Origin of the sequence: Leucobacter sp. Psy1, assembly GCF_020096995.1 — a bacterium.
Classification (GTDB): Bacteria; Actinomycetota; Actinomycetes; order Actinomycetales; family Microbacteriaceae; genus Leucobacter.
Window position 1 is genome coordinate 3,196,133 of the sequence record NZ_CP083692.1, and the last position, 17,645, is coordinate 3,213,777.

The window sequence follows — 17,645 nt, forward strand, 5'->3', positions numbered from 1 at the left end:
GTCCGTTCGCACCGCAGCGGGTCCGGCGAGCGCTCCACTGAGTCCACCGCCGCACCACGACGATGAGGAAGACAGGCACGTAATGACCGCAACACGCACGCACACGAGGATCGCCCTGGCCGTCGCCGGCGTCGCAGCACTGGGGCTGACCGCATGCTCAGGCGGCGGAGGAGGCGATGAGGCCTCGGGCAACACCCTCGAGAAGATCCAGGACGAGGGCACTGTCACACTCGCGATCGCCGAGGAGCGGCCGTACTCCTGGGTCGGCGACGACGGGGAGCCCACGGGTGCCACCATCGCCATGCACGAGCAGATCTTCTCCGGCCTCGGCGTCGACAACATCGAGGTGCAGGAGGTCGACTGGAACTCGCTGATCCCCGGCCTGAACGCCGGACGCTTCGACGCGATCAGCGCCGGGATGTCGATCCTCCCCGAGCGCTGCGAGCAGGCCGCATTCAGCGACCCGGAGATCATGTACACCACGGCGCTCACGGTTCCCGCCGGAAACCCCGAGGGGCTCGAGACCCTCGATGACGTCCTGGCGCAGAACGACGACGTCACCCTCGCCGTGCAGTCTGGAGCGATCGAGGAGGGTTACGCCCAGGATCTCGGCATCTCGAACACCATCACCGTCGACGACACCCAGTCGGGCATCGAGGCCGTCCAGAGCGGGCGCGCCGACGCGTTCGCGCTCACGGGCGTTTCGCTCAACTGGATGACGGAGGGCATGGACGATGTCGAGGCGACCGAGCCCTACGTCCAGGTCATCGACGGCGTCGAGCAGATCGGCGCAGGCGCGACCGTGTTCCGCCAGGACGACACCGAGCTCCTCGAGGCGTACAACGAGCAGCTCGCCACCATCACGAGCGATGAGCAGTCCTACCTCGACCTCGTCGAGGACTTCGGCTTCACGGCGGAGAACCTGCCTCCGGCCGACCTCACCACCGAGCAGCTCTGCTCGGGTGAACTCGGCTAACGGCGGAACCGCGTCGCGTGACCGAGAATTTTGAGGCGCTCGCGCGAGCGCTGCCGAGGATCCTCGAGGGGATGGGGATCACCCTGACCCTCACCCTCGGCGGCGCCGCGCTCGCGCTCGTCGTAGCGATCGTGCTCGGCCTCATGGCCCGCGCCCAGAAGATCCTGATCCGCGGACTCGCCCGGTTCGTCATCGAGTTCTTCCGCGGCACTTCGCTCGTCGTCCAGCTGTTCTTCCTGTTCTTCGTGCTGCCGCTATTCGGGGTCGAGCTGTCGCCGATCCTGGTCGGGATCCTCGGCCTCGGTCTGAACTACGGCGCTTATGGCGCTGAGGTGGTCCGCGGGTCGCTGAACTCGGTGCCGCGCGGGCAGTGGGAGGCGACCGTCGCCCTCAGCATGTCCCCCGTGCACCGGATGCGTCGCGTCATCTTCCCGCAGGCGTGGGCCCTCATGCTGCCCTCACTCGACAACCTCCTGATCCTCCTCCTCAAGGGCACGGCGATCGTGAGCTTCATCACGATGTTCGACCTCACGGCGTCGCTCGACAAGCTCCGGATCGACACCGATGTGTTCTTCGCCTACTCGCTGGGGTTGATCCTGTACTTCATCATCGCCTACGTCCTCCACCTCGGCATGAGCGCGCTCGAGATCCGCGCGAAGCACCGGCTCGGGCAGGGCGGATCCATGCGCAAGGCGCTCGCGGCGCCGGCGCCCGACTCGAAGGGGGCGGGCCAGCTCGGATGAACAACGACGGACTCTGGAACTGGGACTACGCTCTCGACGCCCTGCCGATCCTGCTGCAGGCCTTCGTGAAGGTGACGCTGCTCGTCACGGTCGTCGGCAGCGCCATCGCCGCCGTACTCGGCCTCGTCATCGCGATCGCGCGTCGCAGCCTCCCCCAGCCCTTCTCGGGCATCCTCGCCTTCATCGTGAACTTCATCCGCATGACGCCGATCGTCGTGCAGCTGCTGTTCGCCTACTACCTCTTCACGAGCGTCTCGCCGCTCACCATGGGCATCGTGATCTTCGGCATCCACTACGCCACCTATATGGCGGAGAGCTACCGCGCCGGCATCGACTCGGTGCCGCAGGGTCAGTGGGAGGCGACGACGGCGCTCAGCATGTCGAAGCAGCGCACCTGGGTCGCCGTCATCATTCCACAGGCGCTGCGCGCGACGATCCCGTCGCTCGGCAACTACGTCATCGCGATGTTCAAGGACACACCGTTCCTCATGGCGATCACGGTGACGGAGCTCGTGCGCGCCGCCCAGCTGTTCGGCGGCCAGCACTTCCGCTACCTCGAGGCGATCACCATCGCCGGCGTCATCTTCCTGCTCGCCAGCTACCCCACCTCACTCCTCATCGGGAAATTGGAGAAGCGACTTGCCTACCAGACCTGACACGCACACCGGTGCCATCGAGATCCCCGACGGCACGACGCCCGCGATCCGGTTCGAGCACGTGCAGAAGCGCTTCGGCGACCACGTCGTGCTCGACGACCTGAACTTCGCGGTCCGCAAGGGCGACCGCGTCACCCTGATCGGTCCCAGCGGGTCTGGGAAGACCACGATCCTGCGCCTCGTCATGACGCTCGAGGAGGCGAACGAGGGGTACATCCTCATCGACGGGCGACCGCTCACCCACGTCGAGCGCGACGGGAAGCGCGTCGCGGTGAAAGAGAAGGATCGGACCGCCACCCGCAAGCGGATCGGCATGGTCTTCCAGCAGTTCAACCTCTTCCCGAACATGACGGTGCTCGAGAACATCATCGAAGGTCCCGTCCACGTGCTCGGCGTACCGAAGGCCGACGCTAAGCGCCGCGCCCACGAACTGCTCGAGAAGGTCGGACTCCCCGAGAAGGCGAACGCCCACCCCTCCCAGCTCTCGGGCGGCCAGCAGCAGCGCATCGCCATCGCGCGAGCCCTCGCCATGGATCCCGAGATCCTGCTCCTCGACGAGGTCACCAGCGCCCTCGATCCCGAGGTGGTCGGCGAAGTGCTGAACATCCTCCGCACCATCGCCGAGGAGACCGACGTCACCATGCTCATCGTCACCCACGAGATGCAGTTCGCCCGCGACGTCTCGAACCGGGTCCTCATGTTCGACGGCGGCCGCATCGTCGAGGAGGGCGAACCCGATCAGCTCTTCAGCAACCCGATCGAGCAGCGCACGAAGGACTTCCTCGCCGCCGTCCTCTGACCGGGCGGAGTTGTGGGGGCGCGGCGGCGAGCGCCGCACCCCCACGACTCACCACCAGAAGCCGCCTCCGAGGCTGATCTCGGTGACCGTGGGCTTGCCGTCGATGATCTCGATCTCGCCCGATGCGGTGAACGAGGTCTCCTCCAGGTCGGGATCCTCGTCGAACGTGGAAGGATTCGCTCGCACGGCGATCTCGGCCTCACTCGCCACGAAGTCCGTCAGCGAGATCTCGTCGAACCCCTCGGCCTGCGACACCACCGTGAGCTCATCGAGGTCGTCATCCTGCGTCAGGTAGGGGCACTCATCATCCATGTTGGTCGGCACCTCGGTGCACTGGGTGATGCGCGCCTGCACCTGCTCCAGGATCGCTGCCTCGAACGCCTCGTTCGGTGCACTCTCGACCGCCACGCTCGCCCACTCGCCGTTGCCGGGAAGCGCGCGCAGCTCTTCCTCCGACGTCGTGACGAACTCGTTCTCGACGCCGCCGACCGGATAGACGCCTGGGTAGACCATGAGCTCGCGGGTCGGGTAGCTGCCGCCCCAGAAGCCGGAGTCGCCGCTTGATTCGAGCTGCACCTCGGCGTCGCCGACCGTGATCGTCTCGGCACCGTCCGACTCGAGCGTCACCGGCACCAGGAGCGGCTCGCGAAGCTCCCAGGTGTCCAGGAAGAGAAGTTCCTTGTCCCCTTCGACGACCGGGAAGGTGTGCTCGAACCGTTCTCCGTCGAGCGACAGCGTCGCGGTGACCGTAGCCGTCCCTTCGGAGCGGTTCTCGGTCGTGACGTCGACCACCTCGATGCGGTGGATCGCTCCGGCCATGACCTCGTCGGTCAGCAGTTCGCGGTCCGCGTTCTGCAGGCCGGGATCGACGAGCTCGGTGGCCGCCTCGGCCTTTCCGTCCTCGAGGAGTGAGAGGTAGTCCTCCACCGCAGTCGCGGGATCACGCTGCCCGTTCAGCACGGCGACTGTGATCGCGGTCGCGCCGATCAGAACGCCGACCCCCACCACCGACGCGAGCACCGCGATGAGGGTGCCCTTCGCCTTGCGCGACATCGGTTGAGGCGCTGGCGCCGGCCCGGCCGGGGCCGCGCCCGGGGCAGCCGCAGCGAAACCTGCCGGGGGCGCGAACCCCTGGCCAGGCGTCGTGTGAGGCGCCGTCGCTTGCGGCACCGTCTCAGCGGACGCGAACGGCACGCCGGCGACGGGTGCCGCGAGCGCGGCGGCCCAAGCCGGGTTCACCCGGGCGAGCCAGAGCGGGGCGAACTCTGCGAGCAGCGAGGTCGCGGCGGCGGCGATCGCCATCGCGAACGGCACGTACCAGGCGAGTCCCACCGATCCTGCTCCGACGAGATCCATCATGCTCGAGAGCTGGCCGCTCGCCCGCGCCCCGAGGACGCCGAGGGCCAACACGCACCAGATCGCAAACACGACGAGGGGCAGCTGCCAGATGCGTTTCCAGTCAGGACGGCGCATCTGGGGATGGGTCGCATACGGGCGTCGCGCTCCGACGAAGACCGCACCGACGACGATGCCGATGACCGCTGCCGCAATGAGCCAGGCGCTGTGCCAACCCAGGAGATCCCAGGCGAGCCCCATCTCCGTCCCCGTGAAGCCGCTCGCAGCGGTGACGCCCCCGAGGTGGCCGAGAGCTGCGGCGATCCCGGCCACGTTGCCGAGGAACGGCAGGTGTGCGAAGAATGCGCCGATGCTCTCCGCCCGCACTGCGATGACCACTGCGCCGACGAGCGCGACCAGCCCGAACAGAGCGAACTGAACACCGAAGTAGCGCACGGCTTCTCGGAACGGGCGTGCCCAGCGCCCATCGGGCAGCCCCAGTGCACGACGCCGCGCGGATTCCCGCGTGAGGAAAAGCGTGACGCCCACTACGAGGAACACCACCAGGAGGGCCAGTGGCGCCCGCGATCTGATCACGAGACCCGACAGACCGGCGGCATCGCCGAGTGACGCGAAGAGCGTCAGCAGCAGAATCAGGATCCCCGCGAAGCCAGCCTCAATGGCGGCGCGCGCGAGCTCCGCGACAGTCGAAGGGCCTGCGGCCTCGCGCCGGGCACGGAGCTTCGCGACCAGCACCGTCGTCGCGCTCACCGCGACGAGCGTGCCGAGGGCGAACACCGTGATCGCGGCCGAGCCGCTCGCGGAGAAGAAGCCGGCGTCGATATCGCCGCGCGCACTCACTCCGCCACCGAGCACGAGACCGAGGGCGACGAGAATCGCCGCGGCGGCCGTGGCGAAGTCGGGCATCTCCCCCGTCGTCGCGCCGAGAGCACCCAGCAGGCACGCTGCCGAAACGAGACCGAGCACGAGCGGCACCGCCACGATCCACGCCGTGGTCACAAGGCCCTGCGGCCCGAAGACGGCCCGGACATAGCCTCCGGTGGGCGACGGGGGCGTCGGGGTTGCGGGGCCAGGCTCGTCGGCCCCGTTGCCCTGCGCGCCCCAGACTGCGGCGGGAGGGGCACCCGGTCCGGGAGGCGGCGCAGTCGTCCCGCCCGGGAGTGGGCCAGCGTCCGTCGCGGGCAACGCCTCGGTCGGCGACTCAGAGTCCGCTGCCGTGTCGGCCTCGGGCAGCTGAGTGGTCGCGGCCCACTCGTCAGCGGGGAGCTCGGTTGTCGCGGCCCACTCCGCGGTTGCCCCCTCATCCTGAGCCTGCCGATCGGATGGGAGCTGCTCAGGTGAGCGCTCCGACACCGGCTGCTCCGGCGTACCGTCAGGCGCGTCGCCCGATTCGCGGTGGTTCATCTCCTGCGTCCCCTCAGTTTCCCTCAGCGCACGGTCCTTCGACGGCCACGTCGATGCCGATGCGCACTCAGCTTGCTTTCAGCTCAGCCCGAATCCTAACAATCACCTGTTGCGCTGACGAATTCGCGGCCACGCCCAGGCAGCACACCGCGGTCTATATCGCCTCCCGGGACGGCATGGGAGACTGGGGGCATGCGATCCGTCATCCGTGTTCTCGTCAGTGCCTTCGCTTTCTGGCTCACCACGCTCATCGTGGGCGGACCGGGTGAGCACGGCATCTGGATCGAGCCGTTCGGAGCATCGCGCCTGCCGACGCTGAGCGAGGCGTCCGGTGAGACGGAGACGACCGCCGCGTACCTCATCACCCTCGTTCTCGTCGCGCTCGTCTTCGGAGTCGTCGACGGCACACTGGGTCGCGTGGTGCGGTTCGTCTCGATCCCCCTGCGCATCATCACCCTCGGCCTGTTCGGCCTGCTGATCAACGGGCTCATGCTGCTCGCGGTGTCCGCGCTCTCGACACTCGCCGGGTTCGGTCTGCGCGTCGATGGATTCTGGTGGGGCGTGCTGGCGGCCATCGTGCTCGGCATTCTCTCGGCGATCGTGAACGGACTGCTCGGCACGGGCAAGAAGAAGGACCGCTAGGCGGACGGACGGCCAGCAAGCAACCCGCGGGTCCGCCGCGTTCCATGGGAAGATGGTGAGGGCGCCGAGCGCACGGCGACCTCTCCCCCGCCCTCGCATCGACCGGAGCACACGTATGACCTCTCTCCCCCCGCAGCCCATCAGCCCTCTCGACGGTCGCTACCAGGCGGCAGTGTCGGGTCTCGGCGAGTTCCTCTCGGAGGCGGGGCTGAACAAGGCTCGCGTGCACGTCGAGGTCGAGTGGCTCATCTACCTCACGGAGCACTCGCTGCTCGGCGGGACGCCCCTGTCGGAGGATGAGACGGCGACTCTCCGCAAGTGGGCGTCGAACTTCGGCCAGGCCGAGATTGACCAGCTCGCCGAGACGGAGCGCACGACTCAGCACGACGTCAAGGCCGTCGAGTATCTCGTGCGCGGCAAGCTCGACGAGATGGACCTCGGTCGCCTGGCGGAACTCACCCACGTCTGCTGCACGAGCGAGGACATCAATAACCTCTCCTACGCACTCACGGTCAAGGACGCCGTCGAGCAGGTCTGGCGCCCGAAGTTCAACTCCGTGATCGCCGAACTCGCGCGCCAGGCCGAGCAGTACCGCGAACTGCCGATGATGAGCCGCACGCACGGCCAGCCCGCCACGCCGACCACGCTCGGCAAGGAACTCGCGGTCTTCGTCCACCGACTCGAGCGCCAGCTGCACCAGATCGACGACGTCGAGTACCTCGGCAAGTTCTCGGGCGCCACGGGCACGTTCGCCGCGCATCTCGCCGCCGACCCCGACACCGACTGGGCCGCGGTGTCCCAGGAGTTCGTCGAGGGCCTCGGGCTCGACTGGAACCCGCTCACGACGCAGATCGAATCGCACGACTGGCAGGCGGAACTGTACTCGCGAGTCGCGCACGTCAACCGGATCCTCCACAACCTCGCCACCGATATCTGGAGCTACATCTCCATCGGCTACTTCCGGCAGATCCCCGTCGCCGGTGCGACAGGCTCGTCGACGATGCCGCACAAGGTGAACCCGATCCGCTTCGAGAACGCCGAGGCGAACCTGGAGCTCTCGAACGCGATCCTCGACTCGCTCGCAGCCACCCTCGTGACGAGCCGCTGGCAGCGCGACCTCACGGACTCGTCGGCGCAGCGGAACATCGGCGTCGGCTTCGGGCACTCGGTGCTCGCGCTCGACAACATCCTCAAGGGGCTCGGGCAGATCGATGCGGCACCCGAGGTGCTGGCTGCGGACCTCGACGCGAACTGGGAGGTGCTCGGCGAGGCGATCCAGACGGTGATCCGCGCCGAGGTGACCGCAGGCCGCTCGAGCATCTCCGATCCCTACGCAGCGCTGAAGGAGCTCACGCGCGGGCGCCGGATCGGCCAGGCCGATCTCATCGAGTTCGTCGAGGGCCTCGAGATCGGTGACGCGGCCAAGGCGCGGCTGCTCGCACTCACTCCGGCCACCTACGTTGGCTCGGCGGCGGACCTGCTGGACTACCTGCAGCGCTGACGCGCCTGCGCGGTCGTCGCCCGCCTGCAGACTCGCGGGCGGCGACCGAAGGGTACGTCAGTGGTAGTGCGTGCCGTCGGGACCCTGAAGGTCTTCGCGAGCCTTCCGGTCCTCTTCGCTCGGCGATTTACCGAGACCCACCAGGGCGACCATCATCACGCTGACGATGAACGCGACGCCCGCGGCGATGCCGGTGAGGGTCCAGTTGCGCGTCACCATCAGCACGACGAGAGCGGCGAACACCGCGAGCACGAGGGAGAACCCGATCAGTTCGAGCGGTCGGAGGCGGTCGCGACGCGAGGGCGTCACGGGGTCCGTGCCGTCGGGCTGAGGGGATTCCGTCATGGTGTGGTGTCTCCGTCGTGGTGGGAGGTGAGCGTCAGTGGCGGCGTCAGTTGCCCGGCACGGGGGCCGCGCCTGACGCGGGGCGCCGCTTCCCGTCGAATGCCGAGATGCCGAGGAATACGGCTCCGACGATGGCGTACGCACCGAAGAAACCGAGGGCCGCGACCTGGTCGTCGCGGAACAGCAGAGCGAGCACCGCGAGCAGGACTCCGGTGGCCCCCATGAGCGTGGCGTCCTGCTTCGCTGCCCCGCCGAGCGCGCCCCCGATGAACTCGAGCAGGCCGCTGATGAGCGCCCAAGCGGCGAGCACCAGCGCGAACGCGATGGGAGCGCCGACGAACAGCATCGCGATCGCCGCGACGAGCGAGACGACGGCGAGCAGCAATCTCGCGGACGTGCGCGCCGAACGGGCGGTCGCGGTCCAGATGAACACGTGCGAGGCGGCGAGGGCGGCGAACGTCAGGGCGACAACGAGTCGATCGAACGTCAGCTGCTCGTGAAGTGTTGCGGTGAACGTGATACCGAGGCCAGCCACCGCGAGCACGCCGACGCGCACGAGGGCCGCCGCACGCGAACCGGCCTCCGGGGTCGCGGAACGCGTCTCGTCGGATCCGGTCACCGCAGTCACGTTCAACCCCTTTCGTGGCACCCCTCGAGTCTACCGCCTCGCCGCTGATGATGCGCCCGATGCGCACAGGGTCAGACGGTCTGCGCCAAGTCCGCTTACAGCCCGCTCGGCATGTCCTGGAACCGGGAGTAGTGACCCTGGAAGGCGACGGTCACGGTGCCCGTCGGGCCGTTACGCTGCTTGGCAAGGATGAGGTCGGCCTCACCCGCGCGCGGGTTGTCCTTCTCGTACGAGGACTCGCGGTGCAGCAGGATCACCATGTCGGCGTCCTGCTCCAGCGAACCCGACTCGCGCAGGTCGCTGATCGCCGGCATCTTGTCGGAGCGCTGCTCGGAGGCACGGTTGAGCTGCGACAGCGCCACGACGGGCACCTCGAGCTCCTTCGACAGGAGCTTGAGCGCACGCGAGAACTCGCTGACCTCCTGCTGACGGCTTTCGACGCGCTTGCCGCTGGACAGGAGCTGCAGGTAGTCGATGACGACCATCTTGAGGTTGTGGCGCTGCTTCAGGCGACGGCACTTCGCGCGGATCTCGACCAGCGTGAGGTTCGGGCTGTCGTCAATGAACAGCGGCGCCTCGTTGATGCGCGCCTGCGTCGCCGCGAGCTTGGTGAAGTCGCGCTGGTCGAGCGCCCCCTTGCGGAGGGTCTGCATCGGGATGCTTGCCTCGGCCGCGAGCAGTCGCATCGCGATCTCGGCTCGGCCCATCTCGAGCGAGAAGAAGACGGTGGTCGCTCCCGCCCCGACGGACCCGGAGCGAGCGATGTCGAGGGCGAGCGTCGACTTGCCCATTGCGGGTCGAGCCGCGACGATGATCATCTGGCCGGGGGCGAATCCGTTGGTCTTCTCGTCGAGCTCGGCGAAGCCGGTGGGGACGCCCATCATGCCGCCCTCGGACATCTTCGCCTTCTCGATCTCCTCGATCGCGGCAGTCACCGCGTCGGAGAGCGGCACGTAGTCGTTCGCCTGATCGGCACCGGTGACGCCGTAGATCTCGGACTGCGCGCTGTTGACGAGATCGACCGCCTCGCCCTCACCTGCGTAGCCCATCTGCACAATTCGCGTTCCAGCCTCCACGAGGCGGCGGAGCAGCGCCTTCTCTGCGACGATCTCCGCGTAGAAGCTCGCGTTCGCGGCGGTCGGCACGATGCTCGTGATCGTGTGCAGGTATTCGGCTCCACCTGCCCGCTGCAGATCCCCCATCTTGGTGAGCTGGTCGGTGACGGTGATGGCGTCGGTCGGCTCGCCGCGAGCGTAGAGCGCGAGGACCGCCTCGTAGATCACCTCGTGCTTCGGCACGTAGAAGTCGGGGCCGCGCAGGATGCCCGTCACGTCGGCGACGGCATCCTTCGACAGCAGCATGCCGCCGAGCGCGCTCTGCTCGGCGAGCAGATCATACGGCGGCGTGCGCTCGTTGCCGTACTGCGACTCGTCGGAGCGTGAGTCGGGAATTCCCAGGTGAGCGATCGACACGCACGGACTCCTCTTCTATGGGCGACGGAGGTGGTCGGTGATAGTGAACACCACACCTCAGACACTCACGGTAGGCCCCTCTATCACGGAGGCCAAACGGCCTGTTCTCCCCTTGTGGATAACTCGGTGGATAACGACCGTGAGAACCCCGAACCTTTTCCACAGATCTGGGGATAACCTGTGGAATAGGATTCTGTCTAGACTTTTTTTGAGCCTCGGATCTGGGGTTTTCTCATCCCCAGCGTCTGAAGTTATTCAACCCTCAGGTGAAGCTTGAGGCTTGCCGCGTGGCGCTCCTGTGGACAATGACCACGCCGAATTGGTATGGTCACGTGTGTCTCTCAGCCCTGATCTCATCGATACCATCCGCGATCAGTTGAACCGTCAGGATCTCGCTGCGGCGACCCAGGAGCTGACACCGCTCAGCGTCGCCGACCTCGTGGCGCTCTTCGAACGATTCGAGCAGAAGCCACGTGCGGTCCTGTACCGACTGCTCGAGAAGCAGCGCGCGCTGGACCTCTTCGAGGAGCTTCCGCCGGCGCTGCAGGGCGAGCTGCTCGAGGGCCTGCAGGACTCCGAGGTGACCCGGATGTTCGCGGACCTCGATCCCGACGATCGCGTGTGGCTGCTCGACGAAGTGCCCGCCGTGCTCGCGACCCGCCTGATGCGCGACCTCCCGGCCGGCGACCGCGAGCTCACCGCGTCGATGCTCGGCTACCCGCAGGCCTCTGTGGGCCGCCGGATGACCCCGGAGTACGTCAGCACACGGGCCGAGCTCTCCGTGGCGCAGACGCTCGCCAGGGTGCGCGATCGCCTCGACGAGGCGGAGACGGTCTACACGATCCCCGTCATCGCGGACGGCCGGCGCGTGATCGGCGTCGTGAGCCTGCGCGACCTGATCGGAGCCTCAGAAGACACCCCCATCGCGCACCTCATGGAGGAGGTCGTCACCGCCACCGTCGCGCACCCCGCAGAGTCCGCGGCCCGCCTGTGCACCGAGCGGGGATTCCTCGCGCTGCCGATCGTCGACAGCGAGGATCGCCTGGTCGGCATGCTCACGATCGACGACGCCGTGAAGATCATCGAGGAGTCGGAGACCGAGGATGCGGCGCGACAGGGCGGCGTGGAGCCACTCAGGCGCCCCTACCTCGCGACGCCCGTCACGGCCCTCGTGCGCTCGCGCATCGTCTGGCTACTGGTGCTGGCGGTCGGAGCCACACTCACGGTGCATGTGCTCGAGGTATTCGAAGACACTCTCGCGCAGGTGACGGTACTGGCGCTCTTCGTCCCGCTCCTCATCGGCACGGGAGGGAACACGGGAAACCAGGCCGCCACCACCGTCACGCGAGCGCTTGCGCTCGACGACGTGCGCCCGCGCGACATCCTGCGGGTCCTGAGCCGCGAACTCCGCGCAGGAGCCCTCCTGGGTCTTCTGCTGGGAGCGCTGGGGTTCGCCGTCGCTGGGCTCATCTACTCCCCCGCCATCGGGTTCATCATCGGTGCGACCCTGCTCGCGATCTGCACGACGGCGGCTGCCGTCGGCGGCATCATGCCCCTGGCAGCGCGTGCGATACGCGTCGATCCGGCCGTCTTCTCGAACCCGTTCATTACGACGTTCGTTGACGCGACAGGGCTTATCCTGTACTTCCTGATCGCCCGCAGCGTGCTGCAACTGTGAATAGTTATCCACAGTTTAGTACTTTCGGCGAATAACGCCGTGAACTGGGGAAACACATCGCGTAATTACATCGTTGTCGTACGTGCGAGGAGTTATCCCAAAGGTTCAAGCATCTGTGGAAAACAGAACGGGGCGGCTCCCGAAGGGGCCGCCCCGTTCTGTGATCCGAGTCGATCAGCGCTGTGCGATGATCTGCAGCGTAATCTCCGCGTCGACACCCTCGTGCAGGTGGATCGTCGCGCGGTACTCGCCGGTCGACTTGATCGCCGGGAGCGTGACCTTGCGCTTATCGATCTCGCCGAGGCCGGCCTCGGAGACCGCTGCCGCGACGTTCGCCGGACGGATCGCGCCGAAGAGACGCCCCTCGGCGCCCGACTTCGCGAACAGGCGGATCTTGCCCTCTTCGAGCTTCGTCTTCAGCGCGCGGGCGTCCTCGGCGGACGCGAGTGCGCGGGCGTCGCGAGCTGCACGGAGCTGCGCGACCTGAGCCTCGCCGCCACGGGTCCAGTGGACGCCGTAGCCCTGCGGAACCAGGTAGTTGCGCGCGTAGCCGTTCTTGACCTCGACCACGTCACCCGCGGACCCGAGGCCCTGAACCTCATTCGTGAGAATTACTTTCGCCATGATGCTCTCCTTAGCGGCCGGAACCGGCGTAGGGGAGGAGCGCCATCTCGCGGGCGTTCTTCACGGCCTTCGCGATCAGTCGCTGCTCCTGCACGGAAACGCCAGTGATGCGGCGCGCGCGGATCTTCCCGCGCTCAGAGACGAACTTGCGCAGCGTCGCGACATCCTTGTAATCGATGACGCCGACGGTCTGCTTCTTTGCGGGCGCTACGGGCTTTGCGTTCTTGCCCCGGCCCGGCTTGCGGCCTGCGCCGCTGGACTTGCCTGCCATGATGTGGTCTTTTCTCCTGAGTCTTAGAAAGGTTGATCGTCGTCGAAGCCGCCACCGAAGTCGCTGCCGCCGCCCTGCTGGCCCGAGTTGGTCCAGGGGTTGCTCTGCTGCTGCTGCGGTGCTGCGGACTGGCCCCAGTTCGGCTGACCGGCCGGCTGACCGCCGCCGAATCCGCCGCCCTGGCCGCGCGACTGCCCGCGGCTGACCTGTGCGGTCGACCAGCGGAGCGAGGGCCCGACCTCTTCGACCTCGAGGTCGAGAGAGGTGCGCTGCTGGCCCTGGTTGTCGGTGTAGCTGCGCTGCGTCAGACGGCCCTGCACGATAACGCGCATGCCCTTCGTCAGCGACGCGGCGATGTTATCGGCGTACTCGCCGAATGCGCGGCAGCCGAGGAACAGCGCTTCGCCGTCCGACCAGTCGCCCGATTGGCGGTCGCGCACACGGGGAGTCGAGGCGATGCGGAACGTCACCCACGACTTGCCAGCCTGGCTGACACGCGGCTCGGGGTCGGCAACGAGGTTACCGACGACGGTGATGAGCGGCTCGCCGGCCATGAGCTAGGCGCTCTGCTTCGCTGCTGCGCGGGCGGCCTTGGCCTCGTCGCGCTGCTTCTGCTCGGCGCGCTGCGCGATGAGCTCATCGTTGCGGAGCACCTTGGTGCGGAGCACGGCCTCGCTCAGACCGAGCTGACGATCGAGCTCGTCGGTCGCCTCGGAGGTCGCGGTGAAGTTCACGACGACGTAGATGCCCTCGGACTGCTTCTTGATCTCGTAGGCCAGACGGCGCTTGCCCCAGATGTCGATGTTCTCGATCTCGCCGCCCGCGTTGCGGATGACGCCGAGGAACTTCTCCATGCTGGGGGCCACGGTGCGCTCGTCGATACCGGGATCGAGGATAACCATGAGTTCGTACGGATGCATTATTGACCCACCTCCTTCGGACTTCGCGGCCACGGGATTTCCGTGGCAGGAGGGTACTTGTGCATCGTGCCTGGCGGACTGCAGGGTGCAGTGCGCACAGACAACCTGTACAGCTTAGCACTCTCGCGTGGATTCAGGGCGGCAGGATCGAGGCCGCCCGCGTGCGTCAGCTCCCGATGGCGTCGAGCGCGGCGCGCAGGCGGTCGACGGTGCCGTCGATGTCGGCCAGCTTGTCGAGTCCGAAGAGCCCGATGCGGAATGTGGAGAAGCTCTCGGGTTCGCCGCAGTGGAGTGGCACGCCAGCGGCGATCTGCACGCCGGCCTCCCTGAAGGCTGCGCCCGATTTCAGTGCGGCGTCATCCGTGTGCACGACCACGACGCTCGGGGCAGCGAACTCCGCAGCGGCGACCGACGGAAAGCCTCGCTCTGCGAGGAGTGCGCGCACCCGCCCGCCCAGCTCAGTCTGCGCGTCGCGCAGCGCCTCGAGGCCCCGGTCGACCGCTTCGCGCATGAGCGCGGCGTTGTGCGCGAGCGCGTCGGTCGGCATCGTCGCGTGGTACGGCGCCCGCCCTTCCCGGTACTCGTCGGCGATGAAGAGCCACTTGCGCAGATCCGCCGCGAAGCTGGTGGAGGTCGTCGACTCGACCGCTGCGCGACCCGCGGGTCCGAGCATCACGTACCCGGCGCAGGGGGAGCCGCTCCAGCCCTTCTGCGGGGCGCTGATGAGCACGTCGACGCCGAGCGCCTCCATCGAGACCCACTGCGCCCCCGAGGCGATGCAGTCGAGCACGAAGAGCCCGCCGACCTCGTGCACCGCATCGGCGATCGCGCTGATCGCAGCGTCAGGCAGCTGGATGCCGGCTGCGGTTTCGACGTGGGGCGCGAAGACGACCTCGGGTCGCTCGCTCCGGATCGTCGCCACGATCTCGTTGATGGGGGCTGGCGACCACGGCGCGCGGTCTCCGTCCGCTGCCGGCCTTGCCGAGCAGACGGTCACGGTATCGGCGATGGAGCCCGCCTCCAGGATCTGCGACCACCGGTACGAGAACAGGCCGTTCCGCACCACGAGACAGCGCCGCCCCGACGCGATCTGCCGTGCGACGGCCTCCATCGCATAGCTCCCACCGCCGGGAACGATCGCCGCCCCGACGGCGTCGTAGGTGCCGAGCAACACATCGGTGATCTCCTGCATCACCCCGATAAAGCGCTGGGACATGTGGTTCAGGGATCGGTCGGTGAAGACCACGGAGTACTCGAGGAGCCCTCCGGGATCGACGTCGTCGTGCGGCAGGGTCTCGTGGGTCTCGGTCATGTGCGTGCTCCTTCCCCGTCAACCCCTATCATCGCATCGCTCTGCACGCGCCCCGCAGGAAGCGCGGGCCGCGTGCAGAGCGGACTCGTTACTCGACCATGCCTCGGCGGAGCAGGCGACCGGTCGGCGTCTCGCCGTCGATCTCCTCGCCGTGCAGGTAGGTGCGTCGCACGACGCCCGACAGTGCACGGCCGGCGTAGGGGGTGATCGGATTCTTGTGCTCGAGGTGTGAGACGTCGACGACGAAGGCGTCGTCCGCGGCGAACACCGAGAAGTCGGCGTCGCCGCCGAGCGCGATGCGTCCCTTGCCGGTGAGACCCACGTTGTCGGCGGGCTTCTCCGCCATCCACGACACGACCTGCTCGAGCGAGAACCCGCGCCTGCGGGCCTCGGTCCAGATCACCGGCAGCTCGAGCTGCAGTGAGGAGACGCCGCCCCACGCGACCGCGAAGTCGCCGTTCTCGAGATCCTTGAGGTCGAGGGTCGAGGGGGAGTGGTCGCTCGCGATGTAGTCGATGGTGCCGTCGGCGAGCCCCTCCCAGAGCAGTTCGCGGTTGGAGGCTTCGCGGATCGGCGGGCAGCACTTGTACGCGGTCCCGCCCGTCGGCACCTCCTCGGCAGTGAGTGTCAGGTAGTGCGGGCAGGTCTCCACCGTCAGCCGCACACCGTCGCGCTTCGCCGTACGGATCATGGCGAGCGCGTCGGAGGATGAGAGGTGGAGGATATGGGCGCGCGCGCCGGTCCAGCGCGCCCGCTCGATCACCTCGGCGATCGCCAGGTTCTCAGCGCCCCGCGGGCGCGAGTGCAGGAACCGCTCGTAGACGTCCCCCTCGGGCGACGGAGCACGGTCGATGGCGCGCGAATCCTCCGCGTGCACGATGAGCATGGAGTCGTAGGTCTGCAGCTCGCGCATGTCCGTCTCCATCTCGGCGGCGTCGAGCGGAGGGAACTCGTCGACGCCTGAGTGGAGCAGGAAGCATTTGAATCCGAAGACCCCTGCGTCGTGCAGGCCGCGGAGCTCACCGGTGTTCCCCGGCACGGCACCGCCCCAGAAGCCCACGTCGACGAAGGCCTGCTCGCGCGCCGCGTCCCGCTTCTCCTCGAGGGCGGCGACATCGATGGTCGGCGGGATGCTGTTGAGCGGCATGTCCAGGATGGTCGTGACGCCGCCCTTGGCGGCGGCCCTCGTCGCCGAGGCGAACCCCTCCCACTCGGTGCGGCCAGGCTCGTTGACGTGCACGTGGGTGTCCACCAAGCCGGGGATCAGGGTCTCGTCGTCCGCGAGCTCCACCACGCGATCACCCTCGAGGCCGTTCCCGAGCGGCTGCAGTGCGACGACCACGCCGTCGCGCACCCCGACCTCGCGGGCGCGGATCCCGGACGTGGTGAGCACTCGCTCACCGCGGATAACGAGATCGAAGCGCTCGCTCCCCTCGGCTCCGGTGCCTCCGGAGTGCCCGCCGCCCTGCTCTGCCTGTTCCTCTGCCATGATTCGCCTCTCCTCGATGTGGGGTGTGCTCGGTGTTCAGTCTGCTCCGCCGCTCCAGGGCGGTGGCTGCGTCGGTCGGGTCAGGATGCGCGCGGCACCGGGAACCCGGTGACCCGCTTCGGCCGAGGCGGTGCGTAGGTGCGCGACTTCGAGGTCGTGAGGCCGAGCTGCACCAGACCCTCCGCGACCGCTACCGCGGCCTGCACTCCATCGACCACGGGAACGCCGCAGCGCTCGACGACGCGGTTCTTGAGCTCCGCCATGCCGCCGCAGCCGAGCACGATCACCTCGGCGCGGTCGTCGTGGACGGCCCGTTCCGCCTCGGCGACGATGGCCTCGACGGCGCGCTCGGGATCCTCCTCGAGCTCCAACACCCCGAGCCCGGAGGACCGCACGGAGGCGCAGCGCTCCATCATCCCCGCCAGCAGGAGGCGGTCCTCGATGAGCGGTACCGTGCGGTCAAGCGTCGTGACCACCGAGTAGCTGCGGCCGAGGTACATCGCCGTCGACGCGGCGGCTTCGGTGATGTCGACGACCGGAACGGTGAGCAGCTCCTGCAGCCCCTCGCGACCGTGCTCGCCGTAGCCCGCCTGAATCACGGCGTCGTACTCGCCCTCGTACCGCTGGATCGCGTCCATCACCGCGATCGCGGCGAGGTAGCTCTCGAAGTTGCCCTCGCACGATTCGGCGCCGAACGCCGGCGTGATCCCGACGATCTCGGTGCCGGGGGAGGCGACGGCGCGCGCTGCCTCGGCGATTCCGTCGGTCATGGATTCGGTGGTGTTGACGTTCGCAACCAGAATGCGCATGGTCTCGTGTGTCCTTCTCG

Annotated in this window: 18 protein-coding genes; 7 read left to right on the top strand and 11 right to left on the bottom strand. The window is 67.8% G+C overall.

Annotated elements, in window-relative coordinates; all coding sequences use genetic code 11:
- Positions 1-82: 82 nt before the first annotated feature.
- The 4 genes from ehuB (at position 83) to ehuA (ending at position 3,174) form a co-directional block, all read left to right on the top strand.
- Positions 83-976, top strand: coding sequence for an ectoine/hydroxyectoine ABC transporter substrate-binding protein EhuB (gene ehuB / locus K8P10_RS15155; RefSeq protein ID WP_224779712.1), 894 nt, complete (start codon positions 83-85; stop codon positions 974-976).
- 17 nt (positions 977-993) lie between these two features.
- Positions 994-1,719 carry an ectoine/hydroxyectoine ABC transporter permease subunit EhuC gene (gene ehuC / locus K8P10_RS15160; RefSeq protein WP_224779713.1) on the top strand — a complete coding sequence of 242 codons (726 nt, stop codon included), beginning with the start codon at positions 994-996 and terminating at the stop codon, positions 1,717-1,719.
- Positions 1,716-2,375, top strand: a complete 660-nt coding sequence (gene ehuD / locus K8P10_RS15165; protein WP_224779714.1) for an ectoine/hydroxyectoine ABC transporter permease subunit EhuD — start codon at positions 1,716-1,718, stop codon at positions 2,373-2,375. The genes ehuC and ehuD overlap by 4 nt, the downstream gene beginning before the upstream one ends.
- 61 nt (positions 2,376-2,436) lie before the next feature.
- Positions 2,437-3,174 (top strand): ectoine/hydroxyectoine ABC transporter ATP-binding protein EhuA, encoded by a 738-nt coding sequence (ehuA, locus tag K8P10_RS15170; RefSeq protein ID WP_370632018.1) that lies wholly within the window; start codon positions 2,437-2,439, stop codon positions 3,172-3,174.
- A gap of 48 nt (positions 3,175-3,222) precedes the next feature.
- On the opposite strand, the gene K8P10_RS15175 is transcribed toward ehuA, so the two are convergent.
- Complete coding sequence (locus K8P10_RS15175; RefSeq protein WP_224779715.1) at positions 3,223-5,934, bottom strand: YwaF family protein; 2,712 nt, start codon at positions 5,932-5,934, stop codon at positions 3,223-3,225.
- Between the two features lie 192 nt (positions 5,935-6,126).
- On the opposite strand from K8P10_RS15175, the gene K8P10_RS15180 reads away from it, so the two are divergent.
- Entirely contained in the window at positions 6,127-6,576 is a 450-nt protein-coding gene (locus K8P10_RS15180) for a phage holin family protein (protein ID WP_224779716.1), read from the top strand.
- Between the two features lie 115 nt (positions 6,577-6,691).
- Positions 6,692-8,077 carry an adenylosuccinate lyase gene (purB, locus tag K8P10_RS15185; protein WP_224779717.1) on the top strand — a complete coding sequence of 462 codons (1,386 nt, stop codon included), beginning with the start codon at positions 6,692-6,694 and terminating at the stop codon, positions 8,075-8,077.
- Between the two features lie 57 nt (positions 8,078-8,134).
- On the opposite strand, the gene K8P10_RS15190 is transcribed toward purB, so the two are convergent.
- The 3 genes from K8P10_RS15190 to dnaB form a co-directional block, all read right to left on the bottom strand.
- The gene (locus K8P10_RS15190) at positions 8,135-8,422 is read right to left on the bottom strand and encodes an ABC transporter ATP-binding protein (protein ID WP_224779718.1); all 288 of its coding nucleotides are present in this window, start codon (positions 8,420-8,422) and stop codon (positions 8,135-8,137) included.
- A 46-nt stretch (positions 8,423-8,468) separates the two neighbouring features.
- Positions 8,469-9,050 carry a hypothetical protein gene (locus tag K8P10_RS15195; RefSeq protein ID WP_224779719.1) on the bottom strand — a complete coding sequence of 194 codons (582 nt, stop codon included), beginning with the start codon at positions 9,048-9,050 and terminating at the stop codon, positions 8,469-8,471.
- Between the two features lie 95 nt (positions 9,051-9,145).
- A complete protein-coding gene (dnaB, locus tag K8P10_RS15200) occupies positions 9,146-10,522 on the bottom strand; it encodes a replicative DNA helicase (RefSeq protein WP_224779720.1) in 1,377 nt (458 codons plus the stop codon).
- Between the two features lie 334 nt (positions 10,523-10,856).
- Between dnaB and mgtE the strand changes: the two genes are divergently transcribed.
- Complete coding sequence (gene mgtE, locus K8P10_RS15205; RefSeq protein ID WP_224779721.1) at positions 10,857-12,200, top strand: magnesium transporter; 1,344 nt, start codon at positions 10,857-10,859, stop codon at positions 12,198-12,200.
- 174 nt (positions 12,201-12,374) lie between these two features.
- Here mgtE and rplI read toward each other — a convergent pair whose 3' ends face one another.
- The 7 genes from rplI to K8P10_RS15240 form a co-directional block, all read right to left on the bottom strand.
- Complete coding sequence (gene rplI / locus K8P10_RS15210; RefSeq protein ID WP_224779722.1) at positions 12,375-12,824, bottom strand: 50S ribosomal protein L9; 450 nt, start codon at positions 12,822-12,824, stop codon at positions 12,375-12,377.
- Positions 12,825-12,834: 10 nt separating this feature from the next.
- Positions 12,835-13,095, bottom strand: a complete 261-nt coding sequence (gene rpsR / locus K8P10_RS15215; RefSeq protein WP_188024779.1) for a 30S ribosomal protein S18 — start codon at positions 13,093-13,095, stop codon at positions 12,835-12,837.
- A 23-nt stretch (positions 13,096-13,118) separates the two neighbouring features.
- Positions 13,119-13,649, bottom strand: a complete 531-nt coding sequence (gene ssb, locus K8P10_RS15220; RefSeq protein WP_224779723.1) for a single-stranded DNA-binding protein — start codon at positions 13,647-13,649, stop codon at positions 13,119-13,121.
- A 3-nt stretch (positions 13,650-13,652) separates the two neighbouring features.
- Entirely contained in the window at positions 13,653-14,015 is a 363-nt protein-coding gene (gene rpsF / locus K8P10_RS15225; RefSeq protein ID WP_224779724.1) for a 30S ribosomal protein S6, read from the bottom strand.
- Between the two features lie 166 nt (positions 14,016-14,181).
- Positions 14,182-15,327: an alanine--glyoxylate aminotransferase family protein gene (locus K8P10_RS15230; protein ID WP_224779725.1), complete on the bottom strand. Its 1,146-nt coding sequence runs from the start codon at positions 15,325-15,327 to the stop codon at positions 14,182-14,184.
- Positions 15,328-15,415: 88 nt separating this feature from the next.
- Positions 15,416-16,816, bottom strand: a complete 1,401-nt coding sequence (gene allB, locus K8P10_RS15235; protein WP_224779726.1) for an allantoinase AllB — start codon at positions 16,814-16,816, stop codon at positions 15,416-15,418.
- Between the two features lie 80 nt (positions 16,817-16,896).
- Complete coding sequence (locus tag K8P10_RS15240) at positions 16,897-17,625, bottom strand: aspartate/glutamate racemase family protein (RefSeq protein ID WP_224779727.1); 729 nt, start codon at positions 17,623-17,625, stop codon at positions 16,897-16,899.
- Positions 17,626-17,645: the final 20 nt, after the last annotated feature.